The 19,141-nt window shown below is 55.8% G+C and carries 18 protein-coding genes; 7 read left to right on the top strand and 11 right to left on the bottom strand.

Annotation, left to right across the window (positions count from 1 at the left end):
• Window positions 1-132: 132 nt before the first annotated feature.
• From potA to potD, 4 genes are read left to right on the top strand one after another with little or no spacing between them, the layout of a single operon-like run.
• Window positions 133-1,281 carry a spermidine/putrescine ABC transporter ATP-binding protein PotA gene (potA, locus tag ACMWL8_RS06390; RefSeq protein WP_167401640.1) on the top strand — a complete coding sequence of 383 codons (1,149 nt, stop codon included), beginning with the start codon at window positions 133-135 and terminating at the stop codon, window positions 1,279-1,281.
• Window positions 1,265-2,122 (top strand): spermidine/putrescine ABC transporter permease PotB, encoded by an 858-nt coding sequence (potB, locus tag ACMWL8_RS06385; RefSeq protein WP_045261622.1) that lies wholly within the window; start codon window positions 1,265-1,267, stop codon window positions 2,120-2,122. The genes potA and potB overlap by 17 nt, the downstream gene beginning before the upstream one ends.
• Window positions 2,119-2,910, top strand: coding sequence for a spermidine/putrescine ABC transporter permease PotC (potC, locus tag ACMWL8_RS06380; protein ID WP_028012744.1), 792 nt, complete (start codon window positions 2,119-2,121; stop codon window positions 2,908-2,910). Before potB ends, potC begins: the two co-directional genes overlap by 4 nt.
• Window positions 2,907-3,941 carry a spermidine/putrescine ABC transporter substrate-binding protein PotD gene (gene potD, locus ACMWL8_RS06375; protein WP_028012743.1) on the top strand — a complete coding sequence of 345 codons (1,035 nt, stop codon included), beginning with the start codon at window positions 2,907-2,909 and terminating at the stop codon, window positions 3,939-3,941. The genes potC and potD overlap by 4 nt, the downstream gene beginning before the upstream one ends.
• Before the next feature lie 39 nt (window positions 3,942-3,980).
• Here the strand turns inward: potD and cobB are convergent, their stop codons facing one another.
• Genes cobB through lolC form a run of 5 tightly spaced genes read right to left on the bottom strand, consistent with a single transcriptional unit; the run spans window position 3,981 to window position 8,920 of the window.
• Window positions 3,981-4,802, bottom strand: coding sequence for a Sir2 family NAD+-dependent deacetylase (gene cobB / locus ACMWL8_RS06370; protein WP_041910499.1), 822 nt, complete (start codon window positions 4,800-4,802; stop codon window positions 3,981-3,983).
• Between the two features lie 14 nt (window positions 4,803-4,816).
• Window positions 4,817-5,728, bottom strand: a complete 912-nt coding sequence (gene nagK / locus ACMWL8_RS06365) for an N-acetylglucosamine kinase (RefSeq protein ID WP_045261623.1) — start codon at window positions 5,726-5,728, stop codon at window positions 4,817-4,819.
• Between the two features lie 54 nt (window positions 5,729-5,782).
• Complete coding sequence (gene lolE / locus ACMWL8_RS06360) at window positions 5,783-7,027, bottom strand: lipoprotein-releasing ABC transporter permease subunit LolE (protein ID WP_045261624.1); 1,245 nt, start codon at window positions 7,025-7,027, stop codon at window positions 5,783-5,785.
• Window positions 7,027-7,728 (bottom strand): lipoprotein-releasing ABC transporter ATP-binding protein LolD, encoded by a 702-nt coding sequence (gene lolD / locus ACMWL8_RS06355; RefSeq protein WP_008500772.1) that lies wholly within the window; start codon window positions 7,726-7,728, stop codon window positions 7,027-7,029. The genes lolE and lolD overlap by 1 nt, the downstream gene beginning before the upstream one ends.
• Window positions 7,721-8,920, bottom strand: a complete 1,200-nt coding sequence (lolC, locus tag ACMWL8_RS06350; RefSeq protein ID WP_028012739.1) for a lipoprotein-releasing ABC transporter permease subunit LolC — start codon at window positions 8,918-8,920, stop codon at window positions 7,721-7,723. The genes lolD and lolC overlap by 8 nt, the downstream gene beginning before the upstream one ends.
• A 257-nt stretch (window positions 8,921-9,177) precedes the next feature.
• On the opposite strand from lolC, the gene ACMWL8_RS06345 reads away from it, so the two are divergent.
• The 3 genes from ACMWL8_RS06345 to ldtC all read left to right on the top strand — a co-directional run bounded on the left by ACMWL8_RS06345 (window position 9,178) and on the right by ldtC (window position 14,963).
• Entirely contained in the window at window positions 9,178-10,251 is a 1,074-nt protein-coding gene (locus ACMWL8_RS06345) for an acyltransferase family protein (protein WP_045261625.1), read from the top strand.
• A 149-nt stretch (window positions 10,252-10,400) separates the two neighbouring features.
• Window positions 10,401-13,847 carry a transcription-repair coupling factor gene (mfd, locus tag ACMWL8_RS06340; protein ID WP_045261626.1) on the top strand — a complete coding sequence of 1,149 codons (3,447 nt, stop codon included), beginning with the start codon at window positions 10,401-10,403 and terminating at the stop codon, window positions 13,845-13,847.
• A 150-nt stretch (window positions 13,848-13,997) separates the two neighbouring features.
• Window positions 13,998-14,963 carry a L,D-transpeptidase LdtC gene (gene ldtC, locus ACMWL8_RS06335; RefSeq protein ID WP_045261627.1) on the top strand — a complete coding sequence of 322 codons (966 nt, stop codon included), beginning with the start codon at window positions 13,998-14,000 and terminating at the stop codon, window positions 14,961-14,963.
• Between the two features lie 152 nt (window positions 14,964-15,115).
• Here ldtC and ACMWL8_RS06330 read toward each other — a convergent pair whose 3' ends face one another.
• The 6 genes from ACMWL8_RS06330 to ACMWL8_RS06305 are packed head-to-tail and all read right to left on the bottom strand — an operon-like array spanning window position 15,116 to window position 19,137.
• Window positions 15,116-15,391 (bottom strand): hypothetical protein, encoded by a 276-nt coding sequence (locus tag ACMWL8_RS06330; protein ID WP_045261628.1) that lies wholly within the window; start codon window positions 15,389-15,391, stop codon window positions 15,116-15,118.
• Window positions 15,391-16,767, bottom strand: coding sequence for a hypothetical protein (locus ACMWL8_RS06325; RefSeq protein WP_045261629.1), 1,377 nt, complete (start codon window positions 16,765-16,767; stop codon window positions 15,391-15,393). The genes ACMWL8_RS06330 and ACMWL8_RS06325 overlap by 1 nt, the downstream gene beginning before the upstream one ends.
• The gene (locus ACMWL8_RS06320; RefSeq protein ID WP_032639699.1) at window positions 16,767-17,024 is read right to left on the bottom strand and encodes a PAAR domain-containing protein; all 258 of its coding nucleotides are present in this window, start codon (window positions 17,022-17,024) and stop codon (window positions 16,767-16,769) included. The genes ACMWL8_RS06325 and ACMWL8_RS06320 overlap by 1 nt, the downstream gene beginning before the upstream one ends.
• Window positions 17,024-17,734: a hypothetical protein gene (locus ACMWL8_RS06315; RefSeq protein WP_045261630.1), complete on the bottom strand. Its 711-nt coding sequence runs from the start codon at window positions 17,732-17,734 to the stop codon at window positions 17,024-17,026. The genes ACMWL8_RS06320 and ACMWL8_RS06315 overlap by 1 nt, the downstream gene beginning before the upstream one ends.
• 2 nt (window positions 17,735-17,736) lie before the next feature.
• The gene (locus ACMWL8_RS06310) at window positions 17,737-18,423 is read right to left on the bottom strand and encodes a hypothetical protein (protein ID WP_045261631.1); all 687 of its coding nucleotides are present in this window, start codon (window positions 18,421-18,423) and stop codon (window positions 17,737-17,739) included.
• A 3-nt stretch (window positions 18,424-18,426) separates the two neighbouring features.
• On the bottom strand, window positions 18,427-19,137 hold the full coding sequence (locus tag ACMWL8_RS06305) for a hypothetical protein (protein WP_045261632.1): 711 nt from the start codon (window positions 19,135-19,137) through the stop codon (window positions 18,427-18,429).
• Window positions 19,138-19,141: the final 4 nt, after the last annotated feature.

The raw sequence follows: 19,141 nt of genomic DNA, 5'->3' as shown, positions 1-19,141 counted from the left end.
CTTTATGCGTTAATAAATGTAGCTTATGAATCAGTGACAAGGATTGGCGATTACGGGGGATTGCCGTAGAATGTCCGCCCTCATTACGAGTCACCAAGGTGGTTACACACAAACCCCGCTTCAGTCTGCTGCCTGAGGCGTCTATATGGGACAGCGCAAAAATTGAATACACAATCCCGTTCTCGTTCACCGCTGGTGCAACTGGAACGAATTCGTAAAAGCTTTGATGGCAAAGACGTCATTTCCGACCTCAACCTGACCATCAATGATGGTGAGTTTCTTACGCTGCTTGGCCCTTCCGGCTGCGGCAAAACCACCGTACTGCGCCTTATCGCCGGGCTGGAAAGCGTTGATAATGGCCGCATCCATCTTGAGAACCAGGACATAACCCAGGTTCCTGCCGAAGATCGCCACGTCAATACCGTTTTTCAGAGCTACGCCCTGTTCCCGCACATGACCGTGTTTGAGAACGTGGCGTTTGGCCTGCGGATGCAAAAAACCCCGGCTAATGAGATCGAACCGCGCGTCACCGAAGCCCTGCGCATGGTTCAGCTGGAGACGTTTGCCCAGCGAAAGCCCCACCAGCTCTCCGGCGGTCAGCAGCAGCGCGTGGCCATTGCCCGCGCGGTCGTCAATAAACCGCGCCTGCTTCTGCTGGATGAATCCCTCTCCGCGCTGGATTACAAGCTGCGCAAGCAGATGCAGAACGAGCTGAAAGCGCTACAGCGCAAGCTCGGCATCACCTTTGTCTTCGTCACCCACGATCAGGAAGAGGCGCTGACCATGTCAGACCGTATCGTGGTAATGCGTGACGGTAAGATTGAACAGGACGGTACGCCGCGTGAAATTTACGAAGAGCCGAAAAACCTCTTCGTCGCCAGCTTTATTGGCGAGATCAATATCTTCAACGCCACCGTGCTTGAGCGTCTGGATGCACAGCGCGTTCGCGCGAACGTCGAGGGACGCGACTGCATTATCACCGTGAACTTTGCCGTCGAGAAAGGACAAAAACTCAACGTCCTGCTGCGCCCGGAAGATCTCCGCGTTGATGAGATCCACGACACGGCCGACGTCGAAGGTCTGATCGGTTACGTTCGCGAACGTAACTATAAAGGGATGACCCTCGAGTCCGTTGTGGAACTGGAGAACGGCAAAATGGTGATGGTCAGCGAATTCTTTAACGAGGACGATCCTGACTTTGACCACTCTCTTGACCAGAAAATGGTTATCAACTGGGTAGAAAGCTGGGAGGTTGTGCTGGCTGATGAAGAACACAAGTAAGTTCCAGAAGGTGGTCATTGCCACGATCGTCGGTTGGCTTGTGTTATTTGTCTTTTTACCCAACCTGATGATCATCGCCACCAGCTTCCTGACCCGCGACGATGCAAACTTCGTTTCGTTGGTCTTTACGCTGGAAAACTACGCGCGCCTGCTCGATCCGCTCTATTTCGACGTGCTGTTGCACTCGCTCAATATGGCGCTGATTGCCACCGTGGCCTGCCTGCTGCTGGGGTACCCTTTCGCATGGTTCCTGGCGGGACTGCCGCAAAAGGTGCGCCCGCTGCTGCTGTTTCTGCTGATTGTGCCGTTCTGGACCAACTCGCTGATTCGCATCTACGGGCTGAAAATCTTCCTCAGCACCAAAGGCTACCTCAACGCGTTTCTGCTGTGGCTGGGCGTGATTGATACGCCAGTGCGCATCATGTTTACCCCAGGTGCGGTAATCATTGGCCTGGTCTATATCCTGCTGCCGTTTATGGTGATGCCGCTCTACTCCAGCATTGAGAAGCTCGATAAACCGCTGCTGGAAGCGGCAAAAGATCTGGGGGCCAGCAAGCTGCAGACCTTTATCCGCATTATCATTCCGCTGACCATGCCCGGTATTATTGCGGGCTGTCTGCTGGTCATGCTCCCGGCGATGGGCCTGTTCTACGTGTCTGACCTGATGGGCGGGGCGAAAAACCTGCTGATTGGGAACGTGATCAAGAGTCAGTTCCTGAACATCCGCGACTGGCCGTTCGGCTCCGCGACCAGCATTACGCTCACGGTGGTGATGGGGCTGATGCTGCTGGTCTACTGGCGCGCTTCTCGCCTGCTCAACAAGAAGGTGGAACTCGAATGATCGGTCGACTGCTTCGCGGCGGTTTTATGACCGCCATTTACGCTTACCTTTATATCCCGATTATCATTTTGATCGTGAACTCGTTTAACAGCTCGCGGTTCGGGATCAACTGGCAGGGGTTTACCACCAACTGGTACAGCCTGCTGATGAACAATGACAGCCTGCTGCAGGCCGCACAGCACTCGCTGACGATGGCGATCGTCTCCGCCACCTTCGCCACGCTGATTGGCTCGCTGACTGCCGTGGCGCTGTATCGCTACCGTTTTCGCGGCAAGCCGTTCGTCAGCGGCATGCTGTTTGTAGTGATGATGTCGCCGGACATCGTGATGGCGATTTCGCTGCTGGTGCTGTTTATGCTGCTGGGCGTACAGCTTGGTTTCTGGTCACTGCTGTTTTCCCATATCACCTTCTGCCTGCCGTTTGTTGTGGTCACCGTCTACGCGCGTCTGAAAGGGTTCGACGTGCGCATGCTGGAGGCGGCGAAAGATCTGGGTGCCAGCGAGACGATCATCCTGCGCAAAATCATCCTGCCGCTGGCGATGCCAGCCGTCGCCGCCGGATGGCTGCTCAGCTTTACCCTGTCGATGGATGACGTCGTGGTTTCCTCCTTCGTGACCGGGCCGAGCTACGAAATTCTGCCGTTGAAGATCTATTCGATGGTAAAAGTTGGCGTCTCACCGGAGGTGAACGCGCTGGCGACCATACTGCTGCTGTTTTCGCTGGTTCTGGTGATCGCCAGCCAGGTTCTTGCTCGTGATAAAACAAAATCTCAGGGGACAATGAAATGAAAAAAATGCTCGCCGCTGCGGCGCTGGTGCTTGGCATGGGTGCCGCGCACGCTGATGACAGCAAAACGCTCTACTTCTACAACTGGACGGAATACGTGCCGCCGGGCCTGCTGGAGCAGTTCACAAAGGAGACGGGCATCAAGGTGATCTACTCGACCTACGAGTCAAATGAAACCATGTACGCCAAGCTCAAAACCTACAAGGACGGTGCCTACGATCTGGTCGTTCCTTCCACCTACTTTGTCGACAAAATGCGCAAAGAGGGCATGATCCAGAAGATCGACAAAACGAAGCTAACTAATTTTTCAAACCTCGATCCTGAGATGCTCAACAAGCCGTTCGACCCGAATAACGACTACTCCATTCCGTACATCTGGGGCGCGACGGCGATTGGCGTGAACAGCGAGGCCATCGATCCGAAAACGGTCACCGGCTGGGCGGATCTGTGGAAACCGGAATACAAAGGCAGCCTGCTGTTAACCGACGACGCGCGTGAAGTGTTCCAGATCGCGCTGCGTAAGCTTGGCTATTCCGGTAACACCACCGATCCGAAAGAGATCGACGCGGCTTACAACGAGCTGAAAAAGCTGATGCCTAACGTGGCGGCATTCAACTCTGATAACCCGGCAAACCCGTATATGGAAGGCGAAGTAAACCTGGGGATGGTGTGGAACGGCTCTGCGTATGTTGCCCGCCAGGCCGGGACGCCGCTGGAGGTGGTCTGGCCGAAGGAAGGCGGGATCTTCTGGATGGATAGCCTCGCGATCCCGGCCAACGCGAAGAACGTGGACGGTGCGCTGAAGCTGATTAATTTCCTGCTGCGTCCGGACGTGGCGAAACAGGTAGCCGAGACGATTGGCTACCCGACGCCAAACCTGGCCGCCCGCAAGCTGCTGAAGCCTGACGTGGCTAACGATAAGTCACTCTATCCGGATGCCGAAACCATCAGCAAAGGAGAATGGCAGAACGATGTAGGCGACGCGAGCCGCCTTTACGAAGAGTATTATCAGAAGTTAAAAGCAGGTCGTTAATCCAATACATAACGGGCGACGCAACGTCGCCCGTTACTCTTACAGCCCCTTCAGAAGCTTATCTACAAACGCTGGCACCACCTCGCTCGCCAGGCCATATTGCTTCTCTTCAAACTCGCTGCCCACCTGGCTCGGCTCCAGATTGAGCTCCACCGTATGCGCCCCGTGCAGTCGCGCTTCGTGAACAAACCCCGCCGCCGGGTAAACGTGCCCTGATGTGCCAATAGCGATAAACACGTCCGCCATCGCCAGCGCGCTGTAGATCTCATCCATCCCCAGCGGCATTTCGCCAAACCAGACCACGTGCGGACGCAGGCGCGACGGGAACTGGCAGCAGTGGCACTTGTCCTCTGGCAGCACGTCCTCTTTCCAGTCCAGCACCTGGCCGCTCCAGGCGCAGCGAACTTTAAGCAGCTCGCCATGCATGTGGATGATGTTCTTGTTACCGGCCCGCTCGTGCAGGTTGTCGATATTCTGCGTCACCAGCAGAAAACGATCCCCGAGCGCCTCTTCCAGCTTCGCCAGCGCCAGATGCGCCGCGTTTGGCGCAATCTCAGGCTGCTGAAGCTGCCGACGGCGAGCGTTGTAAAACGCCTGCACGAGATCCGGATCGCGGGCAAAGCCTTCCGGCGTCGCCACGTCCTCGACGCGGTGCTCTTCCCACAGCCCGTCTGCCGCACGGAAGGTTTGAATTCCTGACTCGGCGGAGATCCCCGCCCCGGTCAGTACCACCACTCTGGGTTTATCCATCGCTTCTGGCATGATTCTGTCTCTGAAAAAGATCCGCTGGCGCAAGCGCTCTCGTAAGCGGCGTTTGTTTTTGCGAAAACGGCTGAGTCGACCCTGGCGACGCGACAGCATAAAGACCTCGTAAACTAATCGGTGAGATGAAGGAATGCGGCTCCGCGCATGCCTCCCGCGTCCCCGTGTCGCGCGCGTTCAATGCGCGGCACGCGGGCGACCGGCAATAAATGTCGGGGCAGACGCCCGGACAACCGTTCCGTAATCGCAGTAAAGTTTGACAGCCCTCCCCCGATCACCAGCAGATCCGGGTCGACGATGGTGAGAATATTTCCCAGACACACCGCCAGCAGATCCAGATAGCGCTCGACGTGTTCACGCGCCTGCGCATCCCCCTGCTCCCACAGGGTAATGATTTGAGGGGCCTCAAGTTTCTGATGATAGAAGTGTTCGTAAAGCCATGCAAACCCGCGTCCTGAGAGATAGTTCTCGATACAGCCGTGCTGGCCGCAGCCGCAGCGGGTCAGTGGGAAATCACGCCCCACCACCTCCAGCGCATCCACCGGGAGACGGATATGACCAAACTCCCCGGTGATGTAGCTGCGCCCGGTAATCGGCTTGCCGTTGATGACAATCCCCCCGCCTACGCCGGTACCGAGGATCAGCCCCATCACCAGCGGATAGCGGCGGAATTCATCGTCCCAGGCTTCAGAGAGGGCAAAGCAGTTGGCATCGTTATCTAAACGCACGTCGCGTTCAAGGAGGGCCGAGAGGTCGGCGCGGAGCGGTTTACCGCTGGCGGCAGGCACGTTGGCCGCGTACAGCGTGCCGTCATCGGTTTCCGGCATCCCCGGAATACCGATGCCGACGCTGCCTTTCACGCCAAAGCGTTCATCCGCCTGCGCCACCAGCGCGGCAATGGCGGTTAAAAATTCGTCGTAGCTTTCGCGCGGCGTGTGAACGCGGGTTTCCCACTGCAGTTTGAGGTCTTTATCAAACACGCCGAGCGCAATCTTGGTGCCGCCAATATCAAATCCATAATACATAACGCATTCCTCTTTCTGACATAGCGGCCTCAGGACCGCTACACCATGACGTAATTACTGGCCACTTAATACCCTCGCCGGATCAATTCGGCTTGCGCGACGCGCCGGATACCAGCTTGCCAGCAGACTCAGTAAAAGTGCTGTAACCAGCACATAAAAAACGTCCAGCCAGTGCAGTTCAGACGGCAGGAAGTCAATAAAATAGATGTCACCGGACAGGAACTGGTGACCAATAAGCTTTTCAATCCCGTTGATAATCGGCGTCAGCTGCAGGGAAACCACCACGCCAATCACCACGCCGCAAAGGCTGCCGAACAGACCCGCCAGCAAACCGTACCAGACGAAGATGGCGCGAATAAGACCGTCTTTTGCTCCGAGGGTACGCAGCACGGCGATGTCGCCGCTCTTGTCCTTAACCGCCATTACCAGCGTCGAGACGATATTAAAGCACGCGACGCCAATCACCAGCACCATCGCCAGATACATGATCGCACGGATCATCTGGATATCACGGTACATATAGCCGTAAGTGCCGATCCAGCTTTTGATGTAGACATAGTTATTGGTCACGCTGCCCGCGTCACGCACCAGTTTGTTGGCGTTAAAGACGTCGTTCACCTTAATCGCAATGCCCGTCACGCTGTCGCCCATGTCGAGATACTGGCGAGCATCCTCCATCGGCACCATCGCAAAGCTGTGGTCAAGCTGACCGCTCAGCTGAAGAATACCGGTAACGTGCAGGCGCACGCGTTTTGGCTGCTGCAGTTTGTGATCGGCGCTGGCATTCGGGATCATGATTGACACCCAGTCGCCCTGCTTCACCTTCAGGGCATCAGCAACGCCTTTACCCATAATGATCTGCTGCTCGCCGGCCTTAAAGTTCGCCCACGCGCCGTTCTGCACATATTTCGGCAGCGCGCTGAGCCGCTCCTCCTGGGCCGGATTCACCCCTTTCACCTGAATGGCGCGCAGGTTTACCCCGCTCTCCACCAGCCCGGTAAAGTTAATGTATGGCGCGGCCGCGGCAATGCCCGGCACTTTTTCCACTTTGGCGAGCGCATCGCTCCAGTTGGCCCACGGCTGGTTAACCGGCTCGATCTCCCCGTGCGGCACCACCGCCAGAATGCGGTTATTCAGTTCGCGCTCAAAGCCGTTCATGGCGCTTAAGCCGACAATCAGGACCGCCACGCCCAGCGCAATACCGATGGTGGAGATCACGGAGATCAGCGACACCATACCGCCGCGACGGCGGCCGCGGCTAAAGCGTAACCCGATGAGTAACGATAACGGTGACGCCATTACTCTGCCCCCATCAGGGTCAGTTCCGCATTCAGATGGCCGTCGCGCATCTCAAGCTGGCGACCCATGCGTTTTGCCAGCTGCAGGTCGTGAGTCACCACCAGAAACGCGGTTCCCTGCGAGGCGTTTAGCTCGCCGAGAAGCTGGAAGATACTGTCCGCATTGCGCGCGTCGAGGTTACCGGTAGGCTCATCCGCCAGCACCAGACGCGGGTTGTTGACCAGCGCACGGGCAATTGCCACGCGCTGGCGCTCGCCGCCGGACAGCTCCGACGGACGGTGGTTTCCGCGATGGCCCAGCCCTACCGCTTTCAGCATGTCGCTGGCGCGGGCGTTAATCTCTGCCGGTTTCTTTTTGCCAATCAGCAGCGGCATCGCCACGTTTTCCAGCGCCGTGAAATCCGGCAGCAGGTGGTGGAATTGGTAGATAAAGCCCAGCTCGCGGTTACGTAGCTCGGCCTTCGCCGCAGAGGACATTTTGCTCATCGGCTGACCGGAGAAGATCACGTCGCCGTTGGTTGGCGTGTCCAGCCCGCCCAGCAGGTGCAGCAGCGTACTTTTGCCCGAGCCGGAGCTGCCGACAATCGCCATCATCTCGCCCTCGCCCACGCTGAAGCTCACATTGTGCAGCACGTCAGTCTGCACAGTGCCTTCCTGATAGCGTTTGGACAGGTTGTCGCATTGCAACAGGATCTTATTCATAACGTAAAGCCTCAGCGGGTTGAGTGGCGGCAGCGCGCCAGGAAGGATAAAGCGTAGAAAGCAGCGCAATGGCCATCGCGGCCAGCGCAATTCCGACCACCTGCAGCGGCTCGATAGCCACCGGCAGCGCCGCGCCGTCAAGCAGCGCGCCGATGATCGGCATTAAGTTATTAAGCTGGCTGGCAAGCAGTGCGCCGAGCACGGCGCCCAGCAGCGCGCCGATAATGCCTGCACTGGCCCCCTGCACCATAAAGACCGCCATGATCTGGCGCGGCGTCAGACCCTGGGTTTGCAGGATGGCGACTTCGCCCTGCTTCTCCATCACCATCAGGCCCAGCGAGGTGATGATGTTAAATGCAGCCACGGCGACGATCAGGCTCAGCAGCAGCCCCATCATGTTTTTTTCCATACGCACGGCCTGGAACAGCTCGCCTTTACGCTCGCGCCAGTCCTGCCATTTGGTGCCGTCCGGCAGTTTTTGCTGGCTGAGGGTATCGACCTTCAGGGGCTGATCGAGCCACAGGCGCCAGCCGGTGATATTTCCCGCCGGGTAGCGCATCAGGCGTGACGCATCCTGAATATTCACCAGCATCTGATAGCCGTCAACTTCGCTGTTGGCGGCAAAAGTACCAATCACGTTAAACAGGCGCTGGCTCGGCAGGCGACCCATTGGCGTAAACTGGCTGGCGGACGGCACCATCACGCGCAGCTGATCGCCACGGTTGACGCCAAGCTGCCCGGCAAGCTGCTCACCCAGAATCACGTTGTATTTTCCGGCTTCCAGATCGGTTTGCTTCACGTTAACCAGGAACGGCGTCAGCGGGTCTTTTTGCGCTGGGTCAATCCCCAGCATCACGCCGACCGCCACGCTGCGGGCGCTTTGCAGCACCACATCGCCAGTGGTTAAGGGCGCAACGCGCGTGACGCCCTGTAACTTCGCCGCGCTTTCCGGCAGCTGTTGCGGGTTAACGGAACCGTTATTCGATGAGAGAACGGCCTGCGGCATCAGCCCCAGGATGTTGTTTTGCAGCTCGCGCTCGAAGCCATTCATGACGGAAAGCACCGTCACCAGAGCCATCACGCCGAGCGTAATGCCAATAGTCGAAAGCCAGGAGACAAAGCGACCGAAGCGGTCCGCGGCGCGCCCACGCATGTAACGTAAGCCTATGAAGAGTGCGACAGGTTGATACATGAAGTCCGTCTGTTTGCTGATAGCAGACCCACGAGTATATAAGCGAATCCGTTAAGGGTAAATGACTGAAACCGTAAGCTTTGGTAATCATTTTTCCGAAAAACTCAGATAAATCAGGGTGGTACTTTCCATTTCCCCTCTGGACAGTCTCCACCTTTTCCGAAAAACGTCCCAATACAGACAGTTACCCGTTACATCTCTCTGTCGTTTTAGAACAATTGCCCCTACGTTTATGGCAAAACTGGTATGGGTTACCAATGAAACAAAAAGCATTATGGATTAATCAGATAAAAGGGCTGTGCATCTGTCTGGTGGTGATTTACCACTCGGTCATCACCTTTTATCCTCATCTCAGCGGGCTACAGCATCCGCTCTCCGGTCTCCTCGCCAAATGCTGGGTCTATTTTAACCTCTATCTCGCCCCGTTCCGGATGCCGGTTTTCTTCTTTATCTCCGGCTATCTGATCCGTCGTTATATTGATGAGGTAGACTGGCGCACCAGCCTCGACAAGCGGATCTGGAGCATTGTCTGGGTTCTGGCGCTGTGGGGGATCCTGCAATGGCAGGCGCTGACCCACCTGAACGCCTGGCTGGCGCCCGATCGCGAGCTTGCCACCTCGTCGAACGCGGCCTACGCCGATTCCCTGGCAGGATTTGTGCGGGGCATGCTCACCGCCAGCACCAGCCTGTGGTATCTGTATGCTCTGGTGGTCTACTTCACGCTGTGTAAACTGCTGAGCCGCTGGAAGCTGCCGGTACTCGGACTGCTTGCGCTGGCGAGCATCGCGATCAACTTCCTGCCGCTGCCGTGGTGGGGAATGAACAGCGTGGTACGCAACATGATCTACTACAGCCTGGGGGCGTGGTATGGCGCCGAGCTGATGGCGTGGATGAAAAGCTTCAACCTGCGCCGCACCTGGCTGGCTACTGGCGCTTTCGCGGCCGTCTCCGTGGTGCTGTGGTTTGCTAACGTTCCTCTCCTGCTTTCTCTGCTGTCGATCGTGTTGATCATGAAGCTGTTCTACAGCCTTGAGCAGCGTTATGCCGTACATCCCAACAACCTCCTGAACGTGATTGGCTCAAACACCATTGCGATCTATACCACCCACCGCATCTTAATTGAGGCCTTCAGCCTGATCCTGATCGGCGAGATGAATGCCGCTTACTGGCCGGTCTGGGCAGAGCTGTGCTTAATTCTGATCTACCCGTTTGCCAGCCTGCTGATCTGTACCCTTGCCGGGCTTGGGGTGCGTAAAATTTCCACCTCGCTGTTCGGGGACCTTTTCTTCTCTCCTCCGTCTACGCGGAGCCTGTCACCTGCCACCCGTTAATGCCCTCTCCGCCCCCGTTTTGGGGGCGTTTAGCCCTGCCGTGCGGTTACAATTTGCTTATGTAAAACGATCGAGGATAATAAAGACATTGCGTATCAGTGATATGCCCCAATACTGTTGGTATATCCATAAGAGACTCTGACATAGCCATGCCTGAACACTATCGTTATTCCTTGCCCGTCAAAGCGGGCGACCAGCGCCAGCTGGGTGAACTCACGGGCGCGGCGTGCGCCACGCTGGTGGCAGAAATCGCTGAGCGGCACCCTGGCCCGGTGGTGCTGGTTGCCCCGGATATGCAAAACGCCCTGCGCCTGCACGACGAAATTCGCCAGTTCACCGATAGCCTGGTGTTCAGCCTGGCCGACTGGGAAACGCTGCCGTATGACAGTTTCTCCCCGCATCAGGAGATCATCTCCTCGCGCCTGTCGACGCTCTATCAACTCCCGACCATGCAGCGCGGCGTGCTGATTGTGCCGGTGAATACCCTGATGCAGCGCGTCTGCCCGCACAGCTACCTGCACGGCCACGCGCTGGTGATGAAAAAAGGCCAGCGCCTGTCTCGCGACACCCTGCGAGACCAGCTTGACGGCGCCGGCTATCGCCATGTCGATCAGGTGATGGAGCACGGGGAATACGCGACCCGCGGCGCGCTGCTCGACCTTTACCCGATGGGCAGCGACCAGCCGTATCGTCTGGACTTTTTCGATGATGAAATCGACAGCCTGCGCGTCTTCGACGCCGACACGCAGCGCACGCTGGAGGAAGTGGAGTCCATCAATTTACTGCCCGCACATGAGTTCCCGACGGACAAAACCGCGATCGAACTGTTCCGCAGCCAGTGGCGCGACAGGTTCGAGGTGAAGCGCGACGCGGAACATATTTATCAGCAGGTCAGCAAAGGCACGCTGCCTGCCGGGATCGAATACTGGCAGCCGCTGTTCTTTAACGAGCCGCTGCCTGCCCTGTTCAGCTACTTCCCGGCGAATACGCTGATTGTTAACACCGGGGATATCGACGCCAGCGCCAGCCGCTTTGAAAGCGAAACCCGCGCTCGCTTCGAAAACCGGGGCGTTGACCCGATGCGTCCGCTGCTGCCGCCGGAAGCGCTGTGGCTGCGCACCGACGAGCTCAACGCCGAGCTGAAGCGCTGGCCGCGCATGCAGCTGAAAACCGATTCGCTTGCCGATAAGGCCGCCAACACTAACCTCGCCTTCCGGACGCTGCCGGACCTGGCCGTACAGGCGCAGCAGAAATCCCCGCTGGATAATCTGCGCAAGTTCCTGGAGTCCTTTACCGGGCCGGTGGTGTTCTCCGTTGAGAGCGAAGGCCGCCGCGAAGCTTTGGGTGAGCTGCTGGGACGCATTAAGGTGGCGCCGAAGCGCATCCTGCGCCTGAGCGAAGCAACCGGAAACGGTCGTTACCTGATGATCGGCGCCGCCGAGCACGGGTTCATCGACACGCTCAACAACCTGGCGCTGATTTGCGAAAGCGACCTGCTGGGTGAGCGCGTCGCGCGCCGCCGTCAGGACAGCCGTCGGACCATCAACCCGGACACGCTGATCCGCAACCTGGCCGAGCTGCATCCGGGCCAGCCGATTGTGCACCTGGAGCATGGCGTTGGGCGCTATCAGGGGATGACCACGCTGGAAGCGGGCGGCATTAAAGGTGAATACCTGATGCTGACCTACGCCAACGACGCCAAACTCTATGTGCCGGTTTCGTCGCTGCACCTGATCAGCCGCTATGCGGGCGGCGCGGAGGAAAATGCGCCGCTGCACAAACTGGGCGGCGACGCCTGGGCGCGTGCACGCCAGAAAGCGGCGGAAAAAGTGCGCGACGTAGCCGCCGAGCTGCTGGATATCTACGCCCAGCGCGCGGCCAAAGAGGGCTTCGCCTTTAAGCATGACAAGGAACAGTATCAGCTGTTCTGCGACAGCTTCCCGTTTGAAACCACGCCGGATCAGGCCCAGGCGATCAATGCCGTGCTGAGCGACATGTGCCAGCCGCTGGCAATGGACCGTTTAGTCTGCGGCGACGTCGGCTTCGGTAAAACCGAAGTGGCGATGCGCGCCGCCTTCCTTGCGGTTGAAAACAACAAGCAGGTAGCGGTGCTGGTGCCAACCACCCTGCTCGCTCAGCAGCACTTCGACAACTTCCGTGACCGCTTCGCCAACTGGCCGGTACGCATCGAGATGCTGTCGCGTTTTCGCAGCACCAAAGAGCAGACGCAGATCCTGGAGCAGGCAAGCGAAGGCAAGATCGATATTTTGATCGGCACTCATAAGCTGCTGCAAAGCGACGTGAAGTGGAAAGATTTGGGGCTGCTGATCGTCGACGAAGAGCACCGCTTCGGGGTGCGTCATAAAGAGCGCATCAAAGCGATGCGCGCCGACGTCGATATCCTGACCCTGACCGCGACGCCGATCCCGCGAACCCTGAACATGGCGATGAGCGGCATGCGCGATCTGTCGATTATTGCCACGCCGCCGGCGCGCCGTCTGGCGGTGAAAACTTTCGTCCGCGAGTACGATAATCTGGTGGTGCGTGAGGCCATTCTGCGTGAAGTGCTGCGCGGGGGGCAGGTCTATTACCTGTATAACGATGTCGAAAATATCCAGAAAGCCGCCGACAGGCTGGCGGAACTGGTACCGGAAGCGCGTGTTGCCATCGGTCACGGGCAGATGCGCGAGCGCGAGCTGGAGCGGGTGATGAACGACTTCCACCACCAGCGCTTTAACGTGCTGGTATGTACCACCATCATCGAAACCGGGATCGACATTCCAACGGCGAACACGATTATCATCGAACGCGCGGATCACTTTGGCCTGGCCCAGCTTCACCAGCTGCGCGGCCGCGTCGGTCGTTCGCACCATCAGGCCTACGCCTGGCTGCTGACACCGCATCCGAAAGCGATGACCACCGACGCGCAAAAGCGTCTGGAAGCCATCGCCTCGCTGGAAGACCTCGGCGCAGGCTTCGCGCTGGCCACGCACGATCTCGAGATCCGAGGTGCCGGTGAACTGCTGGGTGAGGACCAGAGCGGCTCCATGGAGACCATCGGCTTCTCGCTCTATATGGAGCTGCTGGAAAACGCGGTGGACGCCCTGAAGGCCGGGCGCGAGCCGTCTCTGGAAGATTTGACCAGCCAGCAAACCGAGGTCGAGCTGCGAATGCCTTCCCTGCTGCCGGACGATTTCATTCCGGACGTGAATACCCGCCTGTCGTTCTACAAGCGCATCGCCAGCGCGAAGAATGAGAACGAGCTGGAAGAGATTAAAGTGGAGCTGATCGACCGCTTCGGACTGCTGCCAGATGCTGCGCGTAACCTGCTGGATATCGCGCGCCTGCGCCAGCAGGCGCAGAAGCTGGGCATTCGCAAGCTTGAGGGCAACGAAAAAGGCGGCGTCATTGAATTTGCCGAGAAGAACCACGTCAACCCGATGTGGCTGATCGGCCTGCTGCAAAAACAGCCGCAGCACTTCCGTCTTGATGGCCCGACGCGACTGAAATTTACCCAGAAGCTGACGGAGCGCAAAACGCGCATGGACTGGGTGCGTAACTTTATGCGTCAGCTGGAAGAGAACGCTGTCGCGTAACTCGCCCTTCCCCCCCGTTAGCGCAGTGCTGGCGGGGGACAATTTACAAACTCTTTGCACTTCACCCGATCTTCCCGACACACCCATTCGCCATAATTATCTTTAACCCCTTATAAAACAATAACCTTATCATTTACATGGATTATGGTGATGATGACCTCTTCGCGTTTTACCCGCTGGATAACCCTGTTTGCGCTGGCAGCCACCGTCGCGGTTGCGCTTCCTGCGCGGGCAAATACCTGGCCCCTTCCCCCGCCCGGCAGCAAGGTGGTGGGCGAAAACCGTTTTCATGTGGTTGAAAACAATGGTGGCTCACTGGAAGCGATAGCCAAAAAATATAACGTCGGTTTTCTGGCCCTGCTGCAGGCGAACCCCGGCGTCGATCCGTACGTCCCGCGCGCGGGCAGCGTACTGACGATTCCGTTACAGACTATCCTGCCGGATGCCCCGCGGGAGGGGATCGTGATCAACCTGGCGGAGTTGCGTTTGTACTATTACCCGCAGGGTAAAAATGAGGTTACCGTCTACCCTATCGGTATTGGTCAACTGGGCGGCGATACGCTGACGCCGACGATGGTCACCACCGTCTCGGATAAACGCGCTAACCCAACCTGGACGCCGACGGCCAACATTCGCGCCCGCTATAAGGCCCAGGGCATCGATCTTCCTGCCGTGGTTCCGGCAGGCCCGGATAACCCGATGGGTCATCACGCGATCCGCCTTGCCGCATACGGCGGTGTGTACCTGCTGCACGGTACGAACGCGGATTTTGGCATCGGCATGCGCGTCAGCTCCGGCTGCATTCGTCTGCGCGATGACGATATCAAAACGCTGTTTAACGTCGTTACGCCGGGAACGAAGGTGAATATTATCAATACGCCGATTAAGGTCTCTGAAGAGCCAGGCGGCGTGCGGCTGGTTGAGATTCACCAGCCGCTATCAAAAAATATCGGCGACGATCCCCAGACGTTACCCATTAACCTGAATGCCGCGATGGTGAGCTTTAAAACAAATGCGAATACCGATAGCCTGGTTATGGAGCGCGCGATGGAAGCGCGGTCAGGCATGCCGACCAATGTCACCCGGCATCACGATGTTGTCCAGCAGTCCATGTAAGACGGAAAGTAAAACGCCCTGCACGTCTGCTTTACTTAAGGCTCGCGTGACTTAAACCTGAACGGATATTTAGATGACACATAAAGCACTGAACGATCGTATCGTCGGTGCTTTTTTTCTGGCAGGAAATCCCGGATACATAATCAACATCATTAAAAAACCTTATAGTCTGTGAAAATTCTCAGCGGCACACAAATATAGCATTCCTGTCGGGAAGGGATACGTATCGGCATATATAAGTGGTAGATTCCTGGAGAGTCCTTCAATGATTTTAATTTATTATATGCACCCCAGTGCTTTTTGTTCCTGTAATCAAAAGACAAATCAATATCCACCACCATTAACGCAAGCATTACACCGAGGGCCAAATCACCATAATAAAATACAGATTTATGAGGTAAAATAAGATCGATTAGTTCATTCATCATTACAGCCCCATGTGCTGGTAAGCTTTATCACTCTGTAGCCAGGTAATAAATACGCCTGCAGCCGTAAACAATCCAGTACATATTACAAACAGAATAACCAGGAACCCGCCAGAAATATCTTCACCCTCGTTAACGCTGAAACCAAACATAGTTAATATAACAGCGAAAAATAACATCATTCCGGATAGTCCGGCGGAAGACCACGGTGGAGTGTACATTTTTTCCGCCGGATAATCGGGCTGATGGGTTAATCTGGATGATACCGCCGTAATAGAAAACTTTTTCTGTTCGGATGCCGCCACAAACTGGTCACCCTGTGCATACGTTACTGCATCTGATGCCAGCGCCAGTGCCAGCCACGGATACCCTGCGGAATGCTCACCGAGCGACATTTCAAGCTCCAGCCGATCCGGTACGACTTTTTTTTCGTCCAGCACTTCCAGCAGCGGATACTTTTCTGTGCGCGTTAAACCGGTATACCAGATCTGTTTGGGTTTACTGACAGCCTCCGCACGCAGATAAACAGGTACTGCATTTTCTACGTCAATAACCCCCGTCATCGGTTGATAAAGATAAACAGGTTTTTCTCCTTCCGTTTTAACGTAGTAATTCGTCAGGAGAAGCGCGGTAGCATTCTCCATCCACTTGCATTCCCCTTCTTCAGTATGCAAATCTACACAGATAAGCAGGCGTTCAACGACGTAGCCGTTCGTCTGTTTTATCCACTCTGTGACTAACGTATAGTCCGGGCATTCATGCAAAAATGTGATTTTTTTGGTTGAAATCCCGGAACGTTCAAGCACACGCCGGAGTTCATCGCTACAGGATTCATCCCCACCTCGCACCCATACAAGCGCTTCAATCTGCCTGTACCGGGAGAGTTTTTCCATCATCGGCTCCAGGAGGTGGATAATTGCCTGCCCGGCTCGCGTGAAATCGAATGATTTATCCAGGTCAATTTTCAACGGCATTTTGGCGGCCAGCGGAAACTCCCCCTCCAGTTTCAACATGTTCAGTGCCAGTTCCTTTGTTGCCTTTGGCGGGGTCAGTATCGACCAGCCAGCCAGGATGATGTTACGCCTGGCATAGCTGACAACCTTGTATTCCTGCCGTGCCGCAATCAATAACCGCGTTTCTATGTAGTGTCTGTGCGCGTTATACGCAATACAGAACGCCTGTACTAAAAAGGTTACTACAGCGACAGGTATTACCACGGCATCAACAAGAAAACCTGAATCAACATGTTTATTACCCGGCCAGGTGACAGCCCGGATACCAGTACAAACAATCACCACGAGCACATAGACGACACACACACCAATAGTGGGAAAGTCATGTTTAAATTCGTTCTGCTTAGGGTAAAGCCACCAGTTCATCACACGGCCCCCGCAGTGGGCAGTGTGGTGCGAATAACACAGCCGCACGCCGCTTTACAGCCATCCACGACCACGCCCCGGCCGTTCATCGTCCATGTCGGATGGCTCTCTTTAATGGGGAACGTCCCCTTGTGTTCGGGACACATCACCTCATCCCCTTTCAGCGCGACAGGCATGCCCATAAACTGCGCACCTGACGCCTTAATTACCTTCCCGCCGCTCACCAGCGGGTCATTCAGTCGAATTACGCCGTTCATCAGTATCCTTTCCTTCCTGCGTCCATATCGCAGCGCATATGGTCCCAGCCGGTATAATCTTTCACTTCCGGTACTTTATCGGGTAAGCCCTGATAGTTAGTCTTAAACTGGGCTGTATCCTCTTTCAGACCTTGTTTAGTTATGTAGTCCAGCCCCCATGCAGGGCCAGCATTGCTTGGCTCCAGCTTACCGTTTACCTTACCTCCCATACCGTCATCCACGGTATATTCAATCCCAGGACCACCGGGCTGAATGCGCGGGTCATCAAACGGTTTGGACGACATATACAGTCGATGTTTGGTCTGCAAAAAACCCTGATCGTTGACCACTGTGAAGGAAAGAGCATCTTCCTGCTGTGGGGCATTCATTCCATTAAGATCATTTTCACCAGGGGAAAACTGTGCAATTTGCCAGGTCTGCCCATAATCTTTCGAAACCCTAAATCCACCAACACCCCAACCAGTTATTGCAATATATTTCTCAGATGGATGGACATATTTTTGGGTAAATATCCGGTAAAACTGGCTGACAGGCTCCGTGTGGATACCCCGCAGTGTATCCGTATACCAGAGCTCGCCCTCACAGTCCCAGCCCTTCAGCTCCAGATAACGGTGATCGTCAAACCGATAAACCACCTGCGTCGGCGGCTCTGAAGCCTTGCAACCGGCCACCAGCAGCAGCGCGGTCAGCACTGAAAAAAGTCCTTTCATGGCTATCTCCCTGCATCCATATTGCATTGCATATGGTCCCAGCCGGTATAATCTTTCACTTCCGGTACTTTATCGGGTAAGCCCTGATAGTTAGCCTTAAACTGGGCTATATCCTCTTTCAGACCTTGTTTAGTTATGTAGTCCAGCCCCCAGGCTGGACCAGGTGAACGGGGTTCCAGAACTTGCACAGTCCCGTCCTGTAGCTTGTAAGTAATGCCGGGTCCACCCGTAGCGAGACGAGGATCATCAAACGGCTTGGACGACATATATAGTCGGTGTTTGGTCTGCAAAAAACCCTGATCGTTGACGACAGTGAAGGAAATAATGTCGTCGTAAGGAGGCGAAGAATCACCGTTAGGCTCGTTTTCTCTGGGAGCAAACGCCGAAGGATACCAGGTTTGCCCATAATCTTTCGAAACCATAGCCCCTGGAGAATCCCATGTAGGAATAGCAATATAACGTTCAGAAGGATGAATAAATTTTTTGGTGTAAATCCGGTAAAACTGACTGACAGGCTCAGAGTGAATACCCCGTTGTGTATCGGTGAACCAGAGTTCACCTTCACAGTCCCAGCCCTTCAACTCCAGATAACGATGGCCATCGAACCGGTACACTACCTGCGTCGGTGGTTCTGAAGCCTGGCAACCGGCCACCAGCAGCGCGGTCAGCACTGAATAAAGTCCTTTCATCTTTTAACGCCCCGCATCCATATCACAGCGCATATGGTCCCAGCCGGTGTATCCCTTCACTTCCGGAACCTTATCGGGTTGATTCTGCCAATTGGTTTTAAGTTGCTCAGTAGAGCCTTCTAAACCTTGTTTGGTCATATACACCATTCCCCAAGGCCAGCCAGGTGAACGAGGTTCCACTTTCCCGCTTACCTTTTGCCCAGTTCCGTCGTCAACGGTATATTCAATCCCAGGACCACCAGCGGCAAGGCGCGGGTCGTCAAACGGTTTGGACGACATATACAGTCGATGTTTGGTCTGCAAAAAACCCTGATCGTTGACGACCGTGAAGGAAAGAACATCTTCCTGCTGTGGGGCATTCATTCCATTAAGATCATTTTCACCAGGGGAAAACTGTGCAATTTGCCAGGTCTGCCCATAATCTTTCGAAACCCTAAATCCACCAACACCCCAACCAGTTATTGCAATATATTTCTCAGATGGATGGACATATTTTTTGGTAAATATCCGGTAAAACTGGCTGACAGGCTCCGTGTGGATACCCCGCAGTGTATCCGTGTACCAGAGTTCACCCTCGCAGTCCCAGCCCTTCAGCTCAAGATAACGATGGTCATCGAACCGGTACACTACCTGCGTTGGCGGCTCTGAAGCCTTGCAACCTGCGGCCACCAGCACTGACACCAGGGCAATACCTGCTGTACGTTCTATCTTCATGCTT

The sequence above is a fragment of the Enterobacter sp. 04-C-12-SI-ECC genome (assembly GCF_047530715.1).
In the GTDB taxonomy this organism is placed as follows: Bacteria; Pseudomonadota; Gammaproteobacteria; order Enterobacterales; family Enterobacteriaceae; genus Enterobacter; species Enterobacter bugandensis.
The sequence above is the reverse complement of the archived record's forward strand: the minus strand, read 5'-3'. Positions and strand labels throughout refer to the sequence as shown.